Here is a 15,610-nt window from a genome sequence, read left to right as displayed (position 1 = left end):
GCGGCACGCGCCGCAGGAGATTTCTTTAGATGAACAGCAAGGAAAATGACTTTTCGGCGACGCGGCGGCTGATCCTAAAAGGCGCCGGCGTGCTGACGCTGGTTGGGCTCGGCATCGTCCCGCTCGACCTCACACGCGCATTCGCCGCCGCCAACGACAAATATCCGGAAGAGGCGTTCAAGCAGAAGAGCGATGCCGATGTCATCAAGGCGCTTTACGGCAAGACCGCCGAGCCCTCGGACAAGGTGAAGATGGACGCGCCTGAAATCGCCGAGAACGGCGCCGTGGTGCCGATCGCGGTTTCCACCACGCTGGCCGACGTGACCTCGATCGCGTTCCTCGTCAGCGAGAATCCGAACGTATTGATCGCAAAGTACAGCATTCCGGCCGGTACGCTGCCGAACGTCGCCAACCGCATCAAGATGGCCAGGACCAGCAACGTGACCGTGCTGGTTGAAGCCGGCGGCAAACTCTATAGCGCCGTCAAGGAAGTCAAAGTTACCGTCGGCGGCTGCGGCGGTTAGGTCCTCGAGGGAGAACGAACATGGCATCGACCATTCGCGTGCGCGCCACTTCGAGCGGCGAGACCACCGAGGTGCAGGCGCTGATCCAGCACCCGATGGATTCCGGCTTTGTGAAGGACTCGAAGGGCGAGCTGATTCCGCCGCACTTCATCCAGCAGCTGACCTTCGAACATGACGGCAAGACCGTGTTCGCGGCCGACTGGGGCGGCGGCGTCTCCAAGGACCCCTACGTCAAGTTTGCCTTCAAGGGCGGCAAGAAGGGCGACGAGCTGAAGATCAGCTGGGTCGACAACAAGGGCGCCACCGATACCACCACGGCGAAAATCCAATGAAGCTGCGATCCGCGATCACTCTGGCGTCCGCAGCGCTGGCGCTCGCGGCGCTGACGCTCGCGAGCGCCCTGCCGTCCGGCGCCGCCGACAAGGTCGATCCCGTCGCCGACGCCAAGGCGTTCAAGAAATTCTTCACTGACAAATTCCCGAAGGTGAAGCTCGAGGATTTCGTCAACGGTCCCTATTCGATGAATGAGGACCTGTACCGGCAGTGGCAGGACAAGGAGCAATTCCCGCCTTACGAGTTCGCGCTCGAAATGGGCAAGGAAATGTTCGCCAAGCCGTTCAAGAACGGCAAAACCTATGCCGACTGCTTCGAAAACGGCGGCATCGGCATCCGCCAGAGCTATCCCCGCTTCGACGAGAAGGAAGGCAAGGTCGTCACGCTTGAACTGGCGCTGAACCGATGCCGCGAGGCCAATGGCGAACAACCCTATTCCTATGTGAAGGACGAGATGGCGGCCTTGACCGCCTACATGGCCTTCACCTCGCGCGGCAAGCTGATGGACATCAAGATTCCGAACGACCCGCGCGCGCTGGAGGCCTACGAGAAGGGCAAGGAATATTTCTACACGCGGCGCGGCCAGCTCAACTTCTCCTGCGCCACCTGCCACGTGCAAAGCCCGGGTGAGCGCATCCGCGCCGAAATCCTGGCCCCCGCGCTCGGCATCGTCAACGCGATGCCGATCTACCGCTCGGAATGGAGCGGCATGGGCACGACCAGCCGCCGCTTCACGACCTGCAACAGCCAGATCCGCGCCGTGCCACTCAGCCCGCAGGACGACGAATACCGCAACGTCGAATATTATCTGTCCTATGTCAGCAACGGGCTGCCGATTTCGGGTCCGGGAGCGCGGCCATGAGGAACATGATACAGCAATCAGCGTTTGTTCTGGCGCTGCTCGCCGCTAGCGCCGTATCCGCGCGTGCGGCGGGCTCCGAGGAGGAGTTCAAGGCGGCCTACGCCGCGGCTGACGCCGCCAACAAGGAAGCCGGCAAGCTGCGCAACCAGTGGACCACCACGGCGAACACGCTGGCCGCGGCGAAGAAGGCGGCCGATGCCGGCGACTTCGACAAGGCCACCGCCTCCGCCAAGGAAGCCGAGGCACTGGCCAAGGCTTCGATCTTCCAGGCCACCAGCGAGAAGACCCGCTGGAAGGATATGGAAATACGCTAGAGCATGATCCGGATCCGGAGGGCCACGTTAGTGCAAAGTGGAAACCGGTCTTTCCTCGCGACAAACGCAGAACGCGTTTGCGCGGAGATCATGCGCAAACAATGACGCCGCTACGACGCGTGAGACCCGCATGACCATCCGCCGCCGCGATTTTCTGATGCTCGCGGGCGCCGCGACCCTTTCGGGCAGCCTGCCGCGGTTCGCGCGCGGCGCCGACAACGCCGGCGTCTACGATCTCGAGCGCTTCGGCAATGCGCGCATCCTGCACCTCACCGACACCCACGCGCAGCTTCGACCGGTGTTCTTCCGCGAGCCGAGCGTCAATCTCGGGGTTGGGCCGATGCAGGGCAACCCGCCGCATCTGGTCGGCCGCGCCTTCCTCGATCGCTTCGGCATCCGGCCCGACAGCGCCGACGCCTATGCCTTCACCTGCGTCGAGTTCGAGAAGGCCGCCGGCCGCTTCGGCAAGCTCGGCGGCTTCGCGCATCTGAAGACGCTGATCGACCGCCTGCGCAGCGAGGCCGGCAGCGGACGCGCACTGCTGCTCGACGGCGGCGATCTCTGGCAGGGCTCCGGCCTTGCCAATACGCTGCAGGGCGCCGACATGGTCGAGGCCGCCAACCTGCTCGGCATCGAAGCGATGACCGGCCATTGGGAATTCACCTATGGCGAAAAGGCGCTACGCGCCAACCTCGAACGCTTCAAGGGCGAATTCCTGGCGCAGAACGTCTTCCTCACCGAGGAGGCCGCCTTCAACGACGCCAAGGCGTTCGATCCGGCCTCGGGGCGCGTGTTCAAGCCTTCCACCATCAAGGAAATCGGCGGGCATCGCATCGCTGTGATCGGCCAGGCATTCCCTTACGTGCCGATCGCGCATCCGAAGCGCTTTACGCCGGACTGGAAATTCGGCATCCGCGATGAGGAGCTGCAGAAGCTCGTCGATGCCCATCGCAGCAACGACAAGGTCGATGCCGTCATCCTGCTGTCGCACAACGGCATGGACGTCGACCTCAAGCTCGCCAGCCGCGTCACCGGCATCGACGTCATTCTCGGCGGCCACACCCATGATGCCGTGCCGCAGCCGGTCTCCGTGACCAATGCAGGCGGCGTTACGCTCGTCACCAATGCCGGCTCGAACGGCAAGTTTCTGGCCGTGCTCGATCTCGACATCGGCAAGGGCAAGGTCAAGGATGTGCGCTACCGGCTGTTGCCGGTGTTTTCTGAACTGCTGAAGTCCGATCCGGCGATGCAGGCGCTGGTCGACAAGCTCCGCGAACCGCAGGCGGCCGCGTTCGGCGAGAAGGTCGGCGTCGCCGATCGCCTGCTCTATCGCCGCGGCAATTTCAGCGGCAGCATGGACCAATTGATCTGCGACGCGCTGCTCGGCGAGTTGAACGCCCAGATCGCGCTGTCGCCGGGCTTCCGCTGGGGCACCACGGCGCTGGCGGGCCAGCCGCTGACCATGGAGGACGTGCTGGCGCAGACCGCCGTCAGCTATCCCGAGACCTACGTGGCGACCATGACCGGCGGCCAGATCAAGGACGTGCTGGAAGACATCTGCGACAATCTCTTCAACGCCGATCCATATTACCAGCAGGGCGGCGACATGGTTCGCGTCGGCGGCCTGCACTACACCTGCACGCCGGCTGAATCCGTCGGCAAGCGGATTTCCGATCTGAAGCTCGAGAACGGCCATGCGCTGCAGGCCGGCAAGCGCTACAAAGTGGCCGGCTGGGCCTCGGTCAACGAGCAGAGCGGCGCGCCGATCTGGGACGTCGTCACCAGCCATTTGAAATCGGGCAAGCCGCCAAACCGGGCAGCGCCCGGCGTCACGCTGAAGGGTGTCGAGGGCAATCCGGGCATTGCGGGACAGTTATGATGGGCTTTGCGGCCATCGCTCGCACGGGGATCGCGGCGCTTCTGATCGCAGCCGCCGCCCCGAGCGCCCGCGCCCAGCAGGCGCCGCTGCAGGACAAGCCGTTTGCCGAGCACAAGATCGTGCTGCAGCTCTCCGACAACGACCCGCGCAAGCAGAGCCTCGTGCTCAGCGTCGCCAGCAACCTGATGAAGCATTACGACCCAGACAAGGTCGCGATCGAAATCGTGGCATTCGGCCCCGGCATCGATTTGCTGCGGCCGGAAAACCCGAACCGTAAGATGGTCGAGAGCCTGGTGGTGCAGGGCGCGCGCTTCGACATCTGCCTCAACACCGTCGATACGCTGGAGCGCGAGAGCGGCAAGCGGCCGGAGTTCATCGCGGCGGCAACGCCGGTGCAGGTCGGCGTCGCTCAGATTCTGTTTCTGACGGAGAATGGGTATACGCTGGTAAGGCCGTGATTGTCGTTGCGTGAAGCGAGACGCGAGGGTGCCTCCTCGTCATTGCGAGCGGAGCGAAGCAATCCATGTCACGGCATAACGGATGTATGGATTGCTTCGCTCCGCTCGCAATGACGAAGGATAGATTTTCGCTTTAAATCGGAGAATCCGTAATGCTTCGCCGTTTTTCAACTATCGCGCTGCTCTTGTTTACTCTCACCTCCAGCGCCCTCGCCGCCGACGTCAAGACGCATCGCCTCGCCATCCAGGTCAACCAGAACGACCCGCAGGTGATGAATCTTGCGCTGAACAACGCCAGCAACGTCATCGAATATTACCGCGCCAGGAAAGAGGACGTAGACATCGACATCGTCGCCTACGGCCCGGGCCTGCACAGCTGCGCGCCGATACCTCGCCGGTGCAGGATCGCCTGAAGCGGCTGAAGGACATGGCGTTCCCCGGCAATGTGCAGTTTTCCGCCTGCAACAACACCAGGCAGAACATGGAAAAGGCCGAGGGGCGCGCGATCACAATTGTGTCTGATGCCACCATCGTGCCCTCAGGCGTGGTACATTTGATGGAATTGCAGGAACAGGGCTGGAGCTATGTGCGGCCCTGATCTGACCAGACATTCAACGGGCATACAGCCATGATCTTTCGCCAACTCTTCGACAGCGTTTCCGGCACCTACAGCTATCTGCTGGCAAGCCGCGCCGGCGGTGAGGCGCTGATCCTCGATCCCGTGCTGGAGAAGGCCGACCGCTATTGCCAGCTGCTGCGCGAACTCGATCTGCGGCTGGTCAAGGCGGTCGACACCCATCTGCATGCCGACCACGTCACGGGTTTGGGCGAACTGCGCGACCGCACGCAGTGCATCACCATCATGGGCGAGCAGAGCAAGGCCGACGTGGTGTCGATGCGGGTGTCCGACGGCGACAAGGTGACGATCGAGGGCGTCAGCCTCGACGTCATGTACACGCCCGGCCACACCGACGATTCCTATTCCTATCTGATGGGCGACCGCGTCTTCACCGGCGATACGCTGTTGATCCGCGGCACCGGCCGCACCGATTTCCAGAACGGCTCTTCGCGCGCGCAATATGAGTCGATCTTCAACCGGCTCTTGAAGCTGCCGGAGGAAACGCTGGTGTATCCCGCGCATGACTACAAGGGTGACACGGTTTCCACCATCGGCGAGGAGAAGCGCTACAATCCGCGGCTGCAGGTGCGCAACGTCGACGAATATATCGAGCTGATGGCGAACCTGAAGTTGCCGAATCCCAAGATGATGGACGTCGCGGTGCCCGCCAACATGCATGTCGGCCTGCACCAAGAGGATCTCGCCAAGCAGGGGCTGGCGCTCACCGCGCGCGACGCCATCAACAGCCTCGGCAGGCCCGATATCCTGCTCGTCGATCTGCGCGAGGCCGGCGAGCGCGCCAAGCACGGCACGATCTCGGGCGCGCTGCACGCGCCCTATCCCGGCATCGCCGAGAGCCTGAAGCCCGGCGGCATGCTGCGCGAGGTCGCCGCCGCGACCGGCCGCCGCGTGGTGTTCTTCTGCGCCTTCGGCGAGCGCTCGGCGATGGCGGTAGCCGCCGCGAAGAATGCGGGGCTCGCCAATACCGCGCATATCGAGGGCGGTATCGACGCGTGGAAGAAGGTCGGCGGGCCGGTGGTGCAGGGGTAGTCAAGATGATGTCGTCGTCCCTGCGAACGCAGGGACCCATACGCCGTGGCGCCGATGAGTGAATGCCGTGGCTGACGCCTAGCTTGAATTACAACGCCCTGTAGTTATGGGTCCCTGCCTTCGCAGGGACGACGCGGTATTTGCGGCTCCTGCCCCCCACAACTTTCAACGCTGCCGCCGTCGCATCAGACGTCGGCCCAGGGCACGATCACGGCTTCGTTTTGGTGTTCCGCGCGATAGGCGCTGATCCGGAATACATCTGCCATTACCTGTTCGGAGAGCGCCTCGGCCGGCGCGCCCTGCGACACCAGGCGGCCCTGGCGCAGCACCAGCACGTGATCGGCAAAGCGCGCGGCAAGCCCGAGATCGTGCGTCACCACGATCACCAGCACGCCCTTGTCGGCAGTCGCGCGCAAATTCTGCATGACGTCGATCTGGTGCCGCGGATCGAGCGAAGCGGTCGGCTCGTCGGCCAGGATCACCGGCGCTTCCACCGCCAGCGCACGGGCCAGCGCGACGCGGCTGCGCTCGCCGCCGGATAGTTCGGTGACGCGGCGATCGCTGAACTCCGTTACGTCGACCGCCTGCATCGCGCGCAGCACCGCCTCGGCATCCGCAGGCGACAGCCGCGCCGGATCGGTCGCGCCGTGCGGATAGCGGCCGAGCGCCACGATATCGCGCGCCGGCAGCGGCCAGTGCACCATGTGCCCCTGCGGCAGATAGCCGAAGCGCTTTGCGCGCTCGCGCAGCGGCAGCGACGACAGCGCCTGCCCCCCGATCTCGATCGCGCCCTCGGACGGGATCAATCCCGCCAGCGCGCGCAGCAGTGTGGTCTTGCCGGCGCCGTTGGGACCGACCAGCGCCACCAGATGGCCCGCCGTCAGCGCCAGCGAGACATCCTGCAGCACGATACGGCCGGCGAGCCGCACATTGAGCCCGGTTGCGGTCAGCAGCTCGCTCATGCGACACCTCCGCCGAGCGCGCGGCGCTCGCGCATGATCAGATAGAGGAAGAACGGCACGCCGATGATCGAGGTCAGCACGCCGACCTTGATGTTCGACGTCGAGGGGATGATGCGTACCGCGATATCCGCTGCCAGCAATAGCGCGGAGCCGGCGAGCGCGCTCGGGACGAGCAGCCGGCCCGGATCATGGCCGATCACGGGCCGCATCAGATGCGGCGCGACCAGGCCGATGAAGCCGATCGTGCCGGTGACCGCGACCGCCCCGCCGACGCCGAGCGCGACGCCCGAAATGACTAGTAGCCGCAGACGGCCGACATCGACGCCGAGGCTTTGCGCGGTCTCCTCGCCGAGACTGAGCGCGCGAAAGGCATGGCGCTGGCTGAGCAGCATGGCCGCGCCTGATATGATGAAGGGAAACGCCAGCATCACGTGCTGAAAGCTGCGGTCCTCCAGCGATCCGAGCAGCCAGAACGCGATCTCCAGCACCACGAAGGGATTGCTGGAGAGATTCATCACCAGCGCCGTCGCGGCTCCGGCAAAGCTCGAGATCGCAAGTCCCGACAGAATGAGGATCAATAACCCGGCATTGCGCCCCGCGATCGACAGCAGCACGAACACCGAGCCGAAGGCGGCGATGATCGCCGCGACCGGCAGCGCATAGGAGCGCACATCGGCAAGGCCCAGTGCGATTACCAGCACCGCGCCGAACGCGGCCGATTGCGGCGCGCCGAACAGCGAGGGCGACGCCAGCGGATTGCGCAACAGGCCCTGCAGCGATGCGCCCGATAATCCGAGAATGGCGCCGATCGCCAGCGCCAGCAGCGTCCGCGGCAGGCGGATTTCCCGCACAATGACCTGCGATACGTCGCTGCCGCCGCCGAACAACGCCTCCGCGACCGCTGGTGGCGTCAGCCGGACCGGCCCGATAGCGAGCGAGATCAGCATCAGCAGCACAACGAGCGCTGATAACGCGAAGGTCGCGCCGATACGCCGGCGCGCGGCGTCCGCGTTGGTCAGGGTTACGGCCTCGACACTCATCGATCGTCCTAAAGCAGTTTTGCGCGCTGAGGTACAGGCGCCCGGCAGGCGCCGCGCATGCGACAAAAATAGCGCACTTGTCCAGTGAGGATTGCGAGAGCGCCTCCGGCGGATTGACTCGCTATTTGACAAACTTCTACCATAGTTCCCGACGGTTCCCGTTTGGGGATCAAAAGGGAATGCGGTGCGGGGAAATCCCCAATTCCGCGGCTGCCCCCGCAACTGTAAGCGGCGAATCCTTCGTCATAGGCCACTGGGCATCTCGGTCCTGGGAAGGCGACGATGGGGTAACGACCCGCGAGCCAGGAGACCTGCCGTCAGCCGTGGTCACACGCGAAGATGTCGGTCGGGGAGTACAGGCATTAGCTTCACCTGAGCTGCTGAGAGCACATGGTGAGACTTGGTTCGCTGTGACGTGCCACTGACGTCATACCGAGGTCTCGACCATGTCTTCAACCACCCCCATGCGGCAACGCCGCTTCTGGCTCGCCTCCAGTTTCCTGGTGCCGATCGTATCGCTCGGCATTTCCGGCGCAGCCGCGCAGACGCCATCCGAGCCATTGCCGCCGATTGAGATAACCTCGCCCACCGACCCGAACCGGACCCGCGCGAAACCGACCTACGATGAACCATCGACCTCGCGCCGCGTCGTGCCGGCCGCTGCGCCATCGACCGGCGCGCGGCCCGCATCAGGGCCCGGCTCGGATGCCTCGTCGCAAAGCGCTTCGCAAGGCGCGGGCGGCAGCGGCGGCCGGCAGTTCTCCGGCATCGTCGGCGCGTCGGCGACGGTGATCACGGCAGCCGAGATCTCGCATTCGCCGGCGCAGACGCTATCCGAGATCATTGCGCAACAGCCGGGCGTGCAGTTGCAATCGCTCTATGGCGGCGTCAACGGCGCCAAGACGTCGGTCGATCTCCGCGGCTTCGGCGCGTTTGCCACTGCCAACACCCTGGTCCTTATCAATGGTCGCCGGCTCAATGATATCGACATGGCCGGCGTCGATCTCTCGACCATCCCGCTCCAGTCGATCGAGCGGATCGAAATCACCCGCGGCAACAGCGGTGCGGTGCTCTACGGCGACAATGCGGTCGGCGGCGTCGTCAATATCGTCTTGAAGGATGGCGTTGGCGGCCCACCCGTCGCGATGCGCGCAGAGGCCGGTGTCGGCTCCTTCAACCAGCGGCTTGCGAATATCTCAGCCGCGACCAATTACGGACCTTGGTCGACGTCCTTCTATGGCAACGCCATCAAGTCTGATGGTTACCGGGTCAACAACGCGCTCGACCAGCGCAACGGGGTAGGCAATCTCAACTACAGCACACCGGACCTCAAGGCCTTCCTTACGGTAACCGGTGACGACCAGAAGCTCGGATTCCCGGGCGGACGCACCGTCGATCCCTCAATCGGACTCAATCAACTCGTGACTGACCGCAGGGGCACCAATACGCCGTTCGACTACGGCAACCAGCAGGGCGCCAGCGCCACCACCGGCTTTACCAAGACAATCATGAACGGCGTCGACCTGATCGTCGACGGCGGCTTCCGGAAGAAGGATACGCAAAGCGGTTTCTTCGGCGCGGTGCCATTTGCCTCGCCACTTCCGAGCTTCTCCTCCACCTATAACGACGCAGCGTTGCTGACCTGGTCGATCACGCCGCGATTGAGCGTCAAAAATTCGATCTTCGGAATTCCCTCGCAGATACTGACCGGCATCGATTATTACGATGCGACATTCAATCAGGACCGTGGAGCGTTCAAAGGCCTGGCGCCCACCCACATCTACGACCTGTCGCAACAGACGCTGGCCGGCTACTGGCAGCAAACGATCGGCCTGTTGCCAACGACCGATTTCTCCTATGGCGCCAGGATTCAAAACACCAGCCTGAGTGCCCGCGATCGGTTCGATCCCAATGCGCCCGGTTGCGCCATGTTCTTCAATTGCAGCCCCGCGGCCTCTCCGCTCGACAGCAACGAAACACAATACGCGCTGCATGCCGGCCTCGAGCACCGCTTCAATAGCGTGTTCTCGGTATTCGGCCGCGCCGCGCGCGCATTCCGCACCCCAACCGTCGACGAGCGTGTCTCCAACGGCCCCTTCTTCGTTCCAGGGACTTTCCAGTTGAAGACCCAGACCTCGCACGACATCGAGGGCGGATTCCGCATCAAGAGCGGTGGCTTTCAGATGCAGTCGGGCATCTACAACATGGATCTCGAGAATGAGATCCATTTCATTCCAGCACTGTTCTACAACGTCAACCTCGGTCCGACCCGCCGCTACGGCTCGGAGACCAGCGCCTCCTTGAGGGTCAGCGACACCGTGACGCTCCGCGGCGGCGTGGCCTACACCCGCGCCGTGTTTCGCGAAGGGGAGTTCGCCGGTAACGACGTGCCGTTGGTATCGCGCTACACCGCGAGCGGCGGCGTGACCTGGAACATCTGGCAGAACTATCTCGTGTTCGACGCCACGGTGCGCGCCTGGAGCGAACGCTTCATGGACAACGACCAGGCCAACACTCAGCGGCGTATTCCGGCGGACGCCACCGTCGATCTGAAACTGAGCGGCGCCTACGATCGCTTCTTCTGGTCGGTCGGCGTGAACAATTTGTTCAACGCGCTCTATTACGATTACGCGATCGCCAGTTCATTCACACCGGGCCGCTTCTCCGCCTATCCGCTGCCGGGCCGCACCTTCATGGTGAAGGCGGGCGCGACTTTCTGAGCGGAATGACCGGTCCGGCCATGCCGGATCCGGCGAAACGATATTCTCCCGGGCAGCTCCGCCCGGGAGAATGGTTTTTGGATATTACGGAATGGCACGGTCGCGATTGATTTGAAAAGAAAGCGACATCTTTTCGACCAAAAATAACGCTTTCCGTGATCGGATCCCGTGATAAATGAAGCCGCAAAATCGCTCGACATATCTGTCGCAACTCAAACGGCGTGACAGGAACGCGAGCGTCGAAGACGGCGCCGATCCGCGGCGGATTCGGTCGGACGCGCGGTTAAAAACAACAAATGGACTGAGACTGACTTGAAATGACGAACGACGATCAAGATCGTACCGACAAGGCCGCAAGGGCGGCCGAGGATGCCAGGTCCGCCTTGGCAGAGCGGGAAGCCGCCGCCAAGGCCACGCTCGATAACATGGCAAGGTTGAGGGCATTGCGCCTCGCGCGCGAAGCCGCTGAGCCGCAGCGCGCGCCGACCGCCAGAAAGACGCGCACCGCCAAGACAACGAGCAAGGCAACAAGGAAGCCGGCCGAGAAGACCCCCGCCCTTTCCGACTGGCTGGCGAGCCAGCAAAGCGGCGGACGGCGCATCTGATCCGGCGGGACAGACGCGAAACCCCGATGCGTCAGGCCGGACCCGGCCAATCGATCATCGATCGCGTCTTGTTCTCGGCGTCGTACACCTGCACCTGAAGCATCTGAAACCTGTTCTTCAGGGCCATGCCAGCCTCTTCGGCGGCCTCGACCGTTTCGTAATGCGTTTTGAAATGGCCGTCGACCACCAGCGAATAGCCGGTGGTCGGCGCCTTGTCGGCGCGGATGGCTTTGCGCGGCTGCGGCTCGTCCACCACAGGGCGGGGCTTCTTCATGCTGGCTCCGTATGTGAACGCCCTTCGGGCTGAAACGCCGCAAAAAGGGCAGGAAGAATCCTCTGACCGGCGCTAGGATGCACCCGAACGCGGTCAGATTGAGATCATGCCGATACAATGAGTCGGCATGCAGCGCAAACGCCGATTGCTCATCCGAAAAGGCATCACATGGGCGGAACGGGCAGAAAGAACGAACCTCCGAAACAGCCGGAGGATAAGCCGAAGAAGCCGGAGCGCATTCCGGTCGAGGACGACGACCACGAGGACGGCGACATCGCCACGCCAAAGCGCGACCGCCACGGCAATGACGATGAGCCGTTGTAGCGACAAGTACGGCAGGCAAGGCAAGTCAGGTCGTCATCGCCCGCGAAAGCGGGCGATCCAGTACGCCGCGGTCTTTGCATCGAAAAGCAAACGCCTCGGATTACTGGGTCGCCCGGTCAAGCCGGGCGATGACGAGCTTGCTTAGGCGACGTCTCCGAACTCTATTACCCTATGCTTGCAGAGGCGCGCCGAAGCTGCCGCAGCCGGCTTGATCGTCGCGATTTGATGGGGCGATGCCCGCGCCCTGCCCTGCGCCGGGGCAGCCATGCAGTGGCATTCATGGACAAATAACGGCCTGCCTATATTTTCAGCGGGCTCGATAAGACTTTAACGATCCGGGAATTTGAGCTGACATGGTCGATATTCTGGCCGCACTGCAACAAGCCAAGACTGATACTGCCAAGGCAGACACGGCGCTGCGTACGCTGACGGCGATTTCGATCGCGCATTGGGTCAGCCATTTCCACCTGTTCGTGCTGCCGATGCTGTTCCCGTTCCTGAAAGAGCAGCTTGGCGTCGGCTATATCGAGCTCGGCTTTGCGCTCACCGTGTTCGGCGTCGTCTCCGGCCTGACGCAGGCGCCGATCGGGTATCTCGCCGACCATATCGGCGCGCGAAAGGTGCTGCTGATCGGGCTGACCGTTGGCGGGCTTGCGCTGATCGTGCTCGGCTTGCATCTCAGCTACGTCTCGCTGATCGCCAGCGCCGCGCTGCTCGGCCTCGCCAACAGCGTCTATCATCCCTGCGATTACGCGATCCTCTCGACGCATATGGATGAAGCGCGGATGGGCCGCGCCTTCTCGATCCATACGTTTGCGGGCTTTCTCGGCGGTGCGGTGGCGCCGGCGATCATGGCTGCACTGGTGGCCGCCGTCGGCGGTTTCGGCGCGCTGATCGTGGCCGGTGCGGTCGGGCCGCTCGTCGCGCTGCTGTTGATCGCGGCCCGGATTCCCGATGCGAGCTCGGCCGATCGCAAGACCGACGGCGCGCCGGATCAGCAGCAGAGTATCTTGACGCCGGCCATCATCGTGCTGACGATCTTCTTCATGCTGCTCGGCCTGTCCAATGCCGGCATCAGCAATTTCGGCGTGGTCGCGCTGATGAGCGGCTATGGCGTGACCTTCTCGGCCGCCAACATCGCGCTGACCGCATTTCTCGGCGCCAGCGCCGCCGGCGTGCTCGCCGGCGGCTATCTTGCCGACCGCACGAGGCGCCACGGCAATGTCGCCGCCGCCTGTTTTGGCATCAACGCCGTCATCATCACGGTCATTGCGACGATCAACCTGCCGTCGGTGGTGCTCACCGCTGCGATGGGACTGGCCGGCTTTCTCGGCGGCGTGATCGCGCCCTCGCGCGACATGCTGGTCCGCAACGCAGCGCCGGCGGGCGCTGCGGGCCGCGCCTTCGGCATCGTCTCCACCGGCTTTAATTTCAGCGGCATTCTCTCACCGCTGTTGTTCGGCTGGATCATGGACCAGCATTTGCCGCACTGGGTGTTCGGCGCCTCCGTCGCCTTCATGGTGCTGACGGTCCTGCTGGCGCTGGTGACCGACCGCAAGCCGGCGGAACCCGCCAAGGCATAAACGGATTTCTGAACCCCATCCCCGGCGGTTGACAGCATCGGACGGCGTCAGATGATGCGCCAACAAAACAAAACCGGGATGGAAGCCATGACCTCGACCCCCGACCTCGTGATCCGTGGCGGCACCGTTGCCGACGGCAAGGGTGGCGATCTCTTCGAAGCCGATGTTGCGATCACCGGCGGCCGCATCAGCGAAGTCGGCAAGGTCGCCGGCAAGGGCAGGGAAGAGATCGACGCCAAGGGCAAGTTGGTCACGCCAGGCTTTGTCGACGTCCATACCCATTATGACGGCCAGGTCACCTGGAGCCAGGACATCACGCCCTCCTCACAGAACGGCGTCACCACAGCGATCATGGGCAATTGCGGCGTCGGCTTCGCGCCGTGCCGTCCGGAGGATCATCTCCGCTTGATCCAGTTGATGGAAGGCGTCGAGGACATTCCCGAGCCGGTGCTGAGCGCCGGCATTCCCTGGGCGTGGGAAAGCTTTCCGGATTACATGGACTGGCTGTCGAAGCGTAGCTTCGATATGGACGTCGGCGCGCAACTGCCGCATGCCGCCTTGCGCGTCTATGTGATGGGCGAGCGCGGCGCTCGCCGCGATCCATCCACGCCCGACGACAACAAGGCGATGGCCGTGCTGGCTGGCGACGCCGTAAAGGCCGGCGCACTCGGCTTCTCGACCTCGCGCACACTGAACCACCGCACCTCGACCGGTGACTTCACGCCGACGCTGAAGGCCGGCGAGGATGAACTCACGGCCATCGCGGCGGCGATGCATGCCAAGGGACGCAGCGTGCTGCAATTCGTGCTCGACCTCTCCACCATCAACGAAGACCTGCCGATGATGCTGCGGGTTGCCGAGAACACGAAAATTCCGGTGTCGTTCTCGATCACCCAGAACGACAAGGCGCCGCAGCGCTGGCGCCAGACGCTCGACACCATCAAACAAGCCTCCGAACGCGGCCTGTCGATCACGGCGCAGATCGCTGCCCGCCCGGTCGGGCTGATGCTGGGACTGGAACTATCGCGCAACCCGTTCCAGACCCATCCGAGCTATCAGGCGATTGCGCATCTGCCGCTCGCCGAGCGCCTCGCGCGGCTGCGCCGGCCGGAAGTGCGCAAAGCCATCCTGAGCGAGCACGCCACCGCGACCGATGATCCGCTGTTCTTCCGGCCGAACTACGACAAGATGTACCTGCTCGGCAATCCGCCGGACTATGAGCAACCGCCGGAGAATACGCTGGGTGCGCAGGCCCGCCGCTTGGGCAAGCAGCCGGAAGAGCTGGCGTATGATGCGATGCTGACGGACGAGGGCCGCGGCATGCTCTACGTGCCATTCCTCAATTATGCGGACGGCAATCTGGATGCTGTCAGCGAGATGCTGCGTCACGCCAATTCCGTGCCGGGTCTCTCCGACGGCGGCGCGCATTGCGGCATCATCTGCGATGCCAGCTTCCCCACGTATCTCTTGACGCACTGGACGCGCGACCGCAGCCGCGGCGAAAAGCTGTCGATCCCGTTCGTGGTGGCAGCGCAGTCGCGCAAGACGGCGCTCTCGGTCGGCCTCTACGACCGCGGCGTGATCGCCCCGGGTTTCAAGGCCGACGTCAACGTGATCGATTACGATCGCCTGCACCTGCATCCGCCAAAAGTGCATTACGACCTGCCGGTCGGCGGCCGCCGCCTGATGCAGCAGGTCGACGGCTACGATGCGACCATCGTCTCCGGCGTGGTGACGCAGCGCGGCGGCAAGGCTACCGGCGCCCGCCCGGGCAAACTGGTGCGCGGCGCGCAGGGCTCAAAGCCGCAACTCGACGCGGCGGCGAGTTGAGGCGGCCAAGCTTCAACACAACAGGTGTCGTCCCTGCGAACGCAGGGACCCATAACCACCAATGCTGATTGTCGAAGTCAGGCGTCTGCCATAGCGCCTCAATGGATGGGCCGCGGCGCCGCGATGAGCGCATTGCGCTCACGCTCGGGGTCCCTGCGTGCGCAGGGACGACGGATAGAGCGTAGCCCGGGTGGAGCGAAGCAAAACCCGGGGTCCCACAATCTGACAAGCTG

Annotated in this window: 15 protein-coding genes, 1 pseudogene and 1 riboswitch; of the genes and pseudogenes, 13 read left to right on the top strand and 3 right to left on the bottom strand. The window is 63.7% G+C overall.

The window, feature by feature from the left end; genetic code table 11:
• The first annotated feature begins 29 nt into the window (after window positions 1-29).
• The 8 genes and pseudogenes from soxY to QA643_RS02880 all read left to right on the top strand — a co-directional run bounded on the left by soxY (window position 30) and on the right by QA643_RS02880 (window position 6,039).
• Window positions 30-524, top strand: coding sequence for a thiosulfate oxidation carrier protein SoxY (soxY, locus tag QA643_RS02915; protein ID WP_283031717.1), 495 nt, complete (start codon window positions 30-32; stop codon window positions 522-524).
• Between the two features lie 20 nt (window positions 525-544).
• Complete coding sequence (gene soxZ, locus QA643_RS02910; protein ID WP_283031716.1) at window positions 545-856, top strand: thiosulfate oxidation carrier complex protein SoxZ; 312 nt, start codon at window positions 545-547, stop codon at window positions 854-856.
• Window positions 853-1,719, top strand: coding sequence for a sulfur oxidation c-type cytochrome SoxA (soxA, locus tag QA643_RS02905; protein ID WP_283031715.1), 867 nt, complete (start codon window positions 853-855; stop codon window positions 1,717-1,719). Before soxZ ends, soxA begins: the two co-directional genes overlap by 4 nt.
• Complete coding sequence (locus tag QA643_RS02900; protein ID WP_283031714.1) at window positions 1,716-2,033, top strand: hypothetical protein; 318 nt, start codon at window positions 1,716-1,718, stop codon at window positions 2,031-2,033. Before soxA ends, QA643_RS02900 begins: the two co-directional genes overlap by 4 nt.
• Before the next feature lie 130 nt (window positions 2,034-2,163).
• A complete protein-coding gene (gene soxB, locus QA643_RS02895) occupies window positions 2,164-3,912 on the top strand; it encodes a thiosulfohydrolase SoxB (RefSeq protein ID WP_283031713.1) in 1,749 nt (582 codons plus the stop codon).
• Window positions 3,909-4,370, top strand: coding sequence for a hypothetical protein (locus QA643_RS02890; RefSeq protein WP_283031712.1), 462 nt, complete (start codon window positions 3,909-3,911; stop codon window positions 4,368-4,370). The genes soxB and QA643_RS02890 overlap by 4 nt, the downstream gene beginning before the upstream one ends.
• A gap of 152 nt (window positions 4,371-4,522) precedes the next feature.
• A pseudogene (locus tag QA643_RS02885) lies at window positions 4,523-4,968 on the top strand (DsrE family protein).
• A 30-nt stretch (window positions 4,969-4,998) separates the two neighbouring features.
• Entirely contained in the window at window positions 4,999-6,039 is a 1,041-nt protein-coding gene (locus tag QA643_RS02880) for an MBL fold metallo-hydrolase (RefSeq protein ID WP_283031711.1), read from the top strand.
• A gap of 185 nt (window positions 6,040-6,224) precedes the next feature.
• Here the strand turns inward: QA643_RS02880 and QA643_RS02875 are convergent, their stop codons facing one another.
• Both QA643_RS02875 and QA643_RS02870 read right to left on the bottom strand, forming a co-directional pair.
• Window positions 6,225-7,001 (bottom strand): ABC transporter ATP-binding protein, encoded by a 777-nt coding sequence (locus tag QA643_RS02875; RefSeq protein WP_283031710.1) that lies wholly within the window; start codon window positions 6,999-7,001, stop codon window positions 6,225-6,227.
• Window positions 6,998-8,041, bottom strand: a complete 1,044-nt coding sequence (locus tag QA643_RS02870; protein WP_283031709.1) for an iron ABC transporter permease — start codon at window positions 8,039-8,041, stop codon at window positions 6,998-7,000. The genes QA643_RS02875 and QA643_RS02870 overlap by 4 nt, the downstream gene beginning before the upstream one ends.
• A gap of 135 nt (window positions 8,042-8,176) precedes the next feature.
• Window positions 8,177-8,375, top strand: a riboswitch (cobalamin riboswitch).
• A 112-nt stretch (window positions 8,376-8,487) separates the two neighbouring features.
• Between QA643_RS02870 and QA643_RS02865 the strand changes: the two genes are divergently transcribed.
• Entirely contained in the window at window positions 8,488-10,761 is a 2,274-nt protein-coding gene (locus QA643_RS02865; protein ID WP_283031708.1) for a TonB-dependent receptor, read from the top strand.
• 317 nt (window positions 10,762-11,078) lie between these two features.
• On the top strand, window positions 11,079-11,366 hold the full coding sequence (locus tag QA643_RS02860) for a hypothetical protein (RefSeq protein ID WP_283031707.1): 288 nt from the start codon (window positions 11,079-11,081) through the stop codon (window positions 11,364-11,366).
• Window positions 11,367-11,397: 31 nt separating this feature from the next.
• Here QA643_RS02860 and QA643_RS02855 read toward each other — a convergent pair whose 3' ends face one another.
• Window positions 11,398-11,640 carry a hypothetical protein gene (locus QA643_RS02855; RefSeq protein WP_283031706.1) on the bottom strand — a complete coding sequence of 81 codons (243 nt, stop codon included), beginning with the start codon at window positions 11,638-11,640 and terminating at the stop codon, window positions 11,398-11,400.
• A 168-nt stretch (window positions 11,641-11,808) separates the two neighbouring features.
• Between QA643_RS02855 and QA643_RS02850 the strand changes: the two genes are divergently transcribed.
• The 3 genes from QA643_RS02850 to QA643_RS02840 all read left to right on the top strand — a co-directional run bounded on the left by QA643_RS02850 (window position 11,809) and on the right by QA643_RS02840 (window position 15,377).
• Complete coding sequence (locus QA643_RS02850; protein ID WP_283031705.1) at window positions 11,809-11,964, top strand: hypothetical protein; 156 nt, start codon at window positions 11,809-11,811, stop codon at window positions 11,962-11,964.
• Between the two features lie 353 nt (window positions 11,965-12,317).
• Window positions 12,318-13,547, top strand: coding sequence for an MFS transporter (locus QA643_RS02845; protein ID WP_283031704.1), 1,230 nt, complete (start codon window positions 12,318-12,320; stop codon window positions 13,545-13,547).
• Between the two features lie 87 nt (window positions 13,548-13,634).
• Window positions 13,635-15,377, top strand: coding sequence for an amidohydrolase family protein (locus tag QA643_RS02840; protein ID WP_283031703.1), 1,743 nt, complete (start codon window positions 13,635-13,637; stop codon window positions 15,375-15,377).
• Window positions 15,378-15,610: the final 233 nt, after the last annotated feature.

The sequence above is a fragment of the Bradyrhizobium sp. CB3481 genome (assembly GCF_029714305.1).
Lineage (GTDB): Bacteria > Pseudomonadota > Alphaproteobacteria > Rhizobiales > Xanthobacteraceae > Bradyrhizobium.
The sequence above is the reverse complement of the archived record's forward strand: the minus strand, read 5'-3'. Positions and strand labels throughout refer to the sequence as shown.

Excerpts from the sequence above, each read along its gene's own strand:
- soxY (WP_283031717.1), top strand. The coding sequence starts at position 30 with ATGAACAGCAAGGAAAATGACTTTTCGGCGACGCGGCGGCTGATCCTA.
- QA643_RS02855 (WP_283031706.1), bottom strand. The coding sequence starts at position 11,640 with ATGAAGAAGCCCCGCCCTGTGGTGGACGAGCCGCAGCCGCGCAAAGCC.
- soxZ (WP_283031716.1), top strand. The coding sequence starts at position 545 with ATGGCATCGACCATTCGCGTGCGCGCCACTTCGAGCGGCGAGACCACC.
- QA643_RS02850 (WP_283031705.1), top strand. The coding sequence starts at position 11,809 with ATGGGCGGAACGGGCAGAAAGAACGAACCTCCGAAACAGCCGGAGGAT.
- QA643_RS02875 (WP_283031710.1), bottom strand. The coding sequence starts at position 7,001 with ATGAGCGAGCTGCTGACCGCAACCGGGCTCAATGTGCGGCTCGCCGGC.
- QA643_RS02870 (WP_283031709.1), bottom strand. The coding sequence starts at position 8,041 with ATGAGTGTCGAGGCCGTAACCCTGACCAACGCGGACGCCGCGCGCCGG.
- QA643_RS02845 (WP_283031704.1), top strand. The coding sequence starts at position 12,318 with ATGGTCGATATTCTGGCCGCACTGCAACAAGCCAAGACTGATACTGCC.
- QA643_RS02890 (WP_283031712.1), top strand. The coding sequence starts at position 3,909 with ATGATGGGCTTTGCGGCCATCGCTCGCACGGGGATCGCGGCGCTTCTG.
- QA643_RS02880 (WP_283031711.1), top strand. The coding sequence starts at position 4,999 with ATGATCTTTCGCCAACTCTTCGACAGCGTTTCCGGCACCTACAGCTAT.
- QA643_RS02900 (WP_283031714.1), top strand. The coding sequence starts at position 1,716 with ATGAGGAACATGATACAGCAATCAGCGTTTGTTCTGGCGCTGCTCGCC.
- QA643_RS02865 (WP_283031708.1), top strand. The coding sequence starts at position 8,488 with ATGTCTTCAACCACCCCCATGCGGCAACGCCGCTTCTGGCTCGCCTCC.
- QA643_RS02840 (WP_283031703.1), top strand. The coding sequence starts at position 13,635 with ATGACCTCGACCCCCGACCTCGTGATCCGTGGCGGCACCGTTGCCGAC.
- QA643_RS02860 (WP_283031707.1), top strand. The coding sequence starts at position 11,079 with ATGACGAACGACGATCAAGATCGTACCGACAAGGCCGCAAGGGCGGCC.
- soxA (WP_283031715.1), top strand. The coding sequence starts at position 853 with ATGAAGCTGCGATCCGCGATCACTCTGGCGTCCGCAGCGCTGGCGCTC.
- soxB (WP_283031713.1), top strand. The coding sequence starts at position 2,164 with ATGACCATCCGCCGCCGCGATTTTCTGATGCTCGCGGGCGCCGCGACC.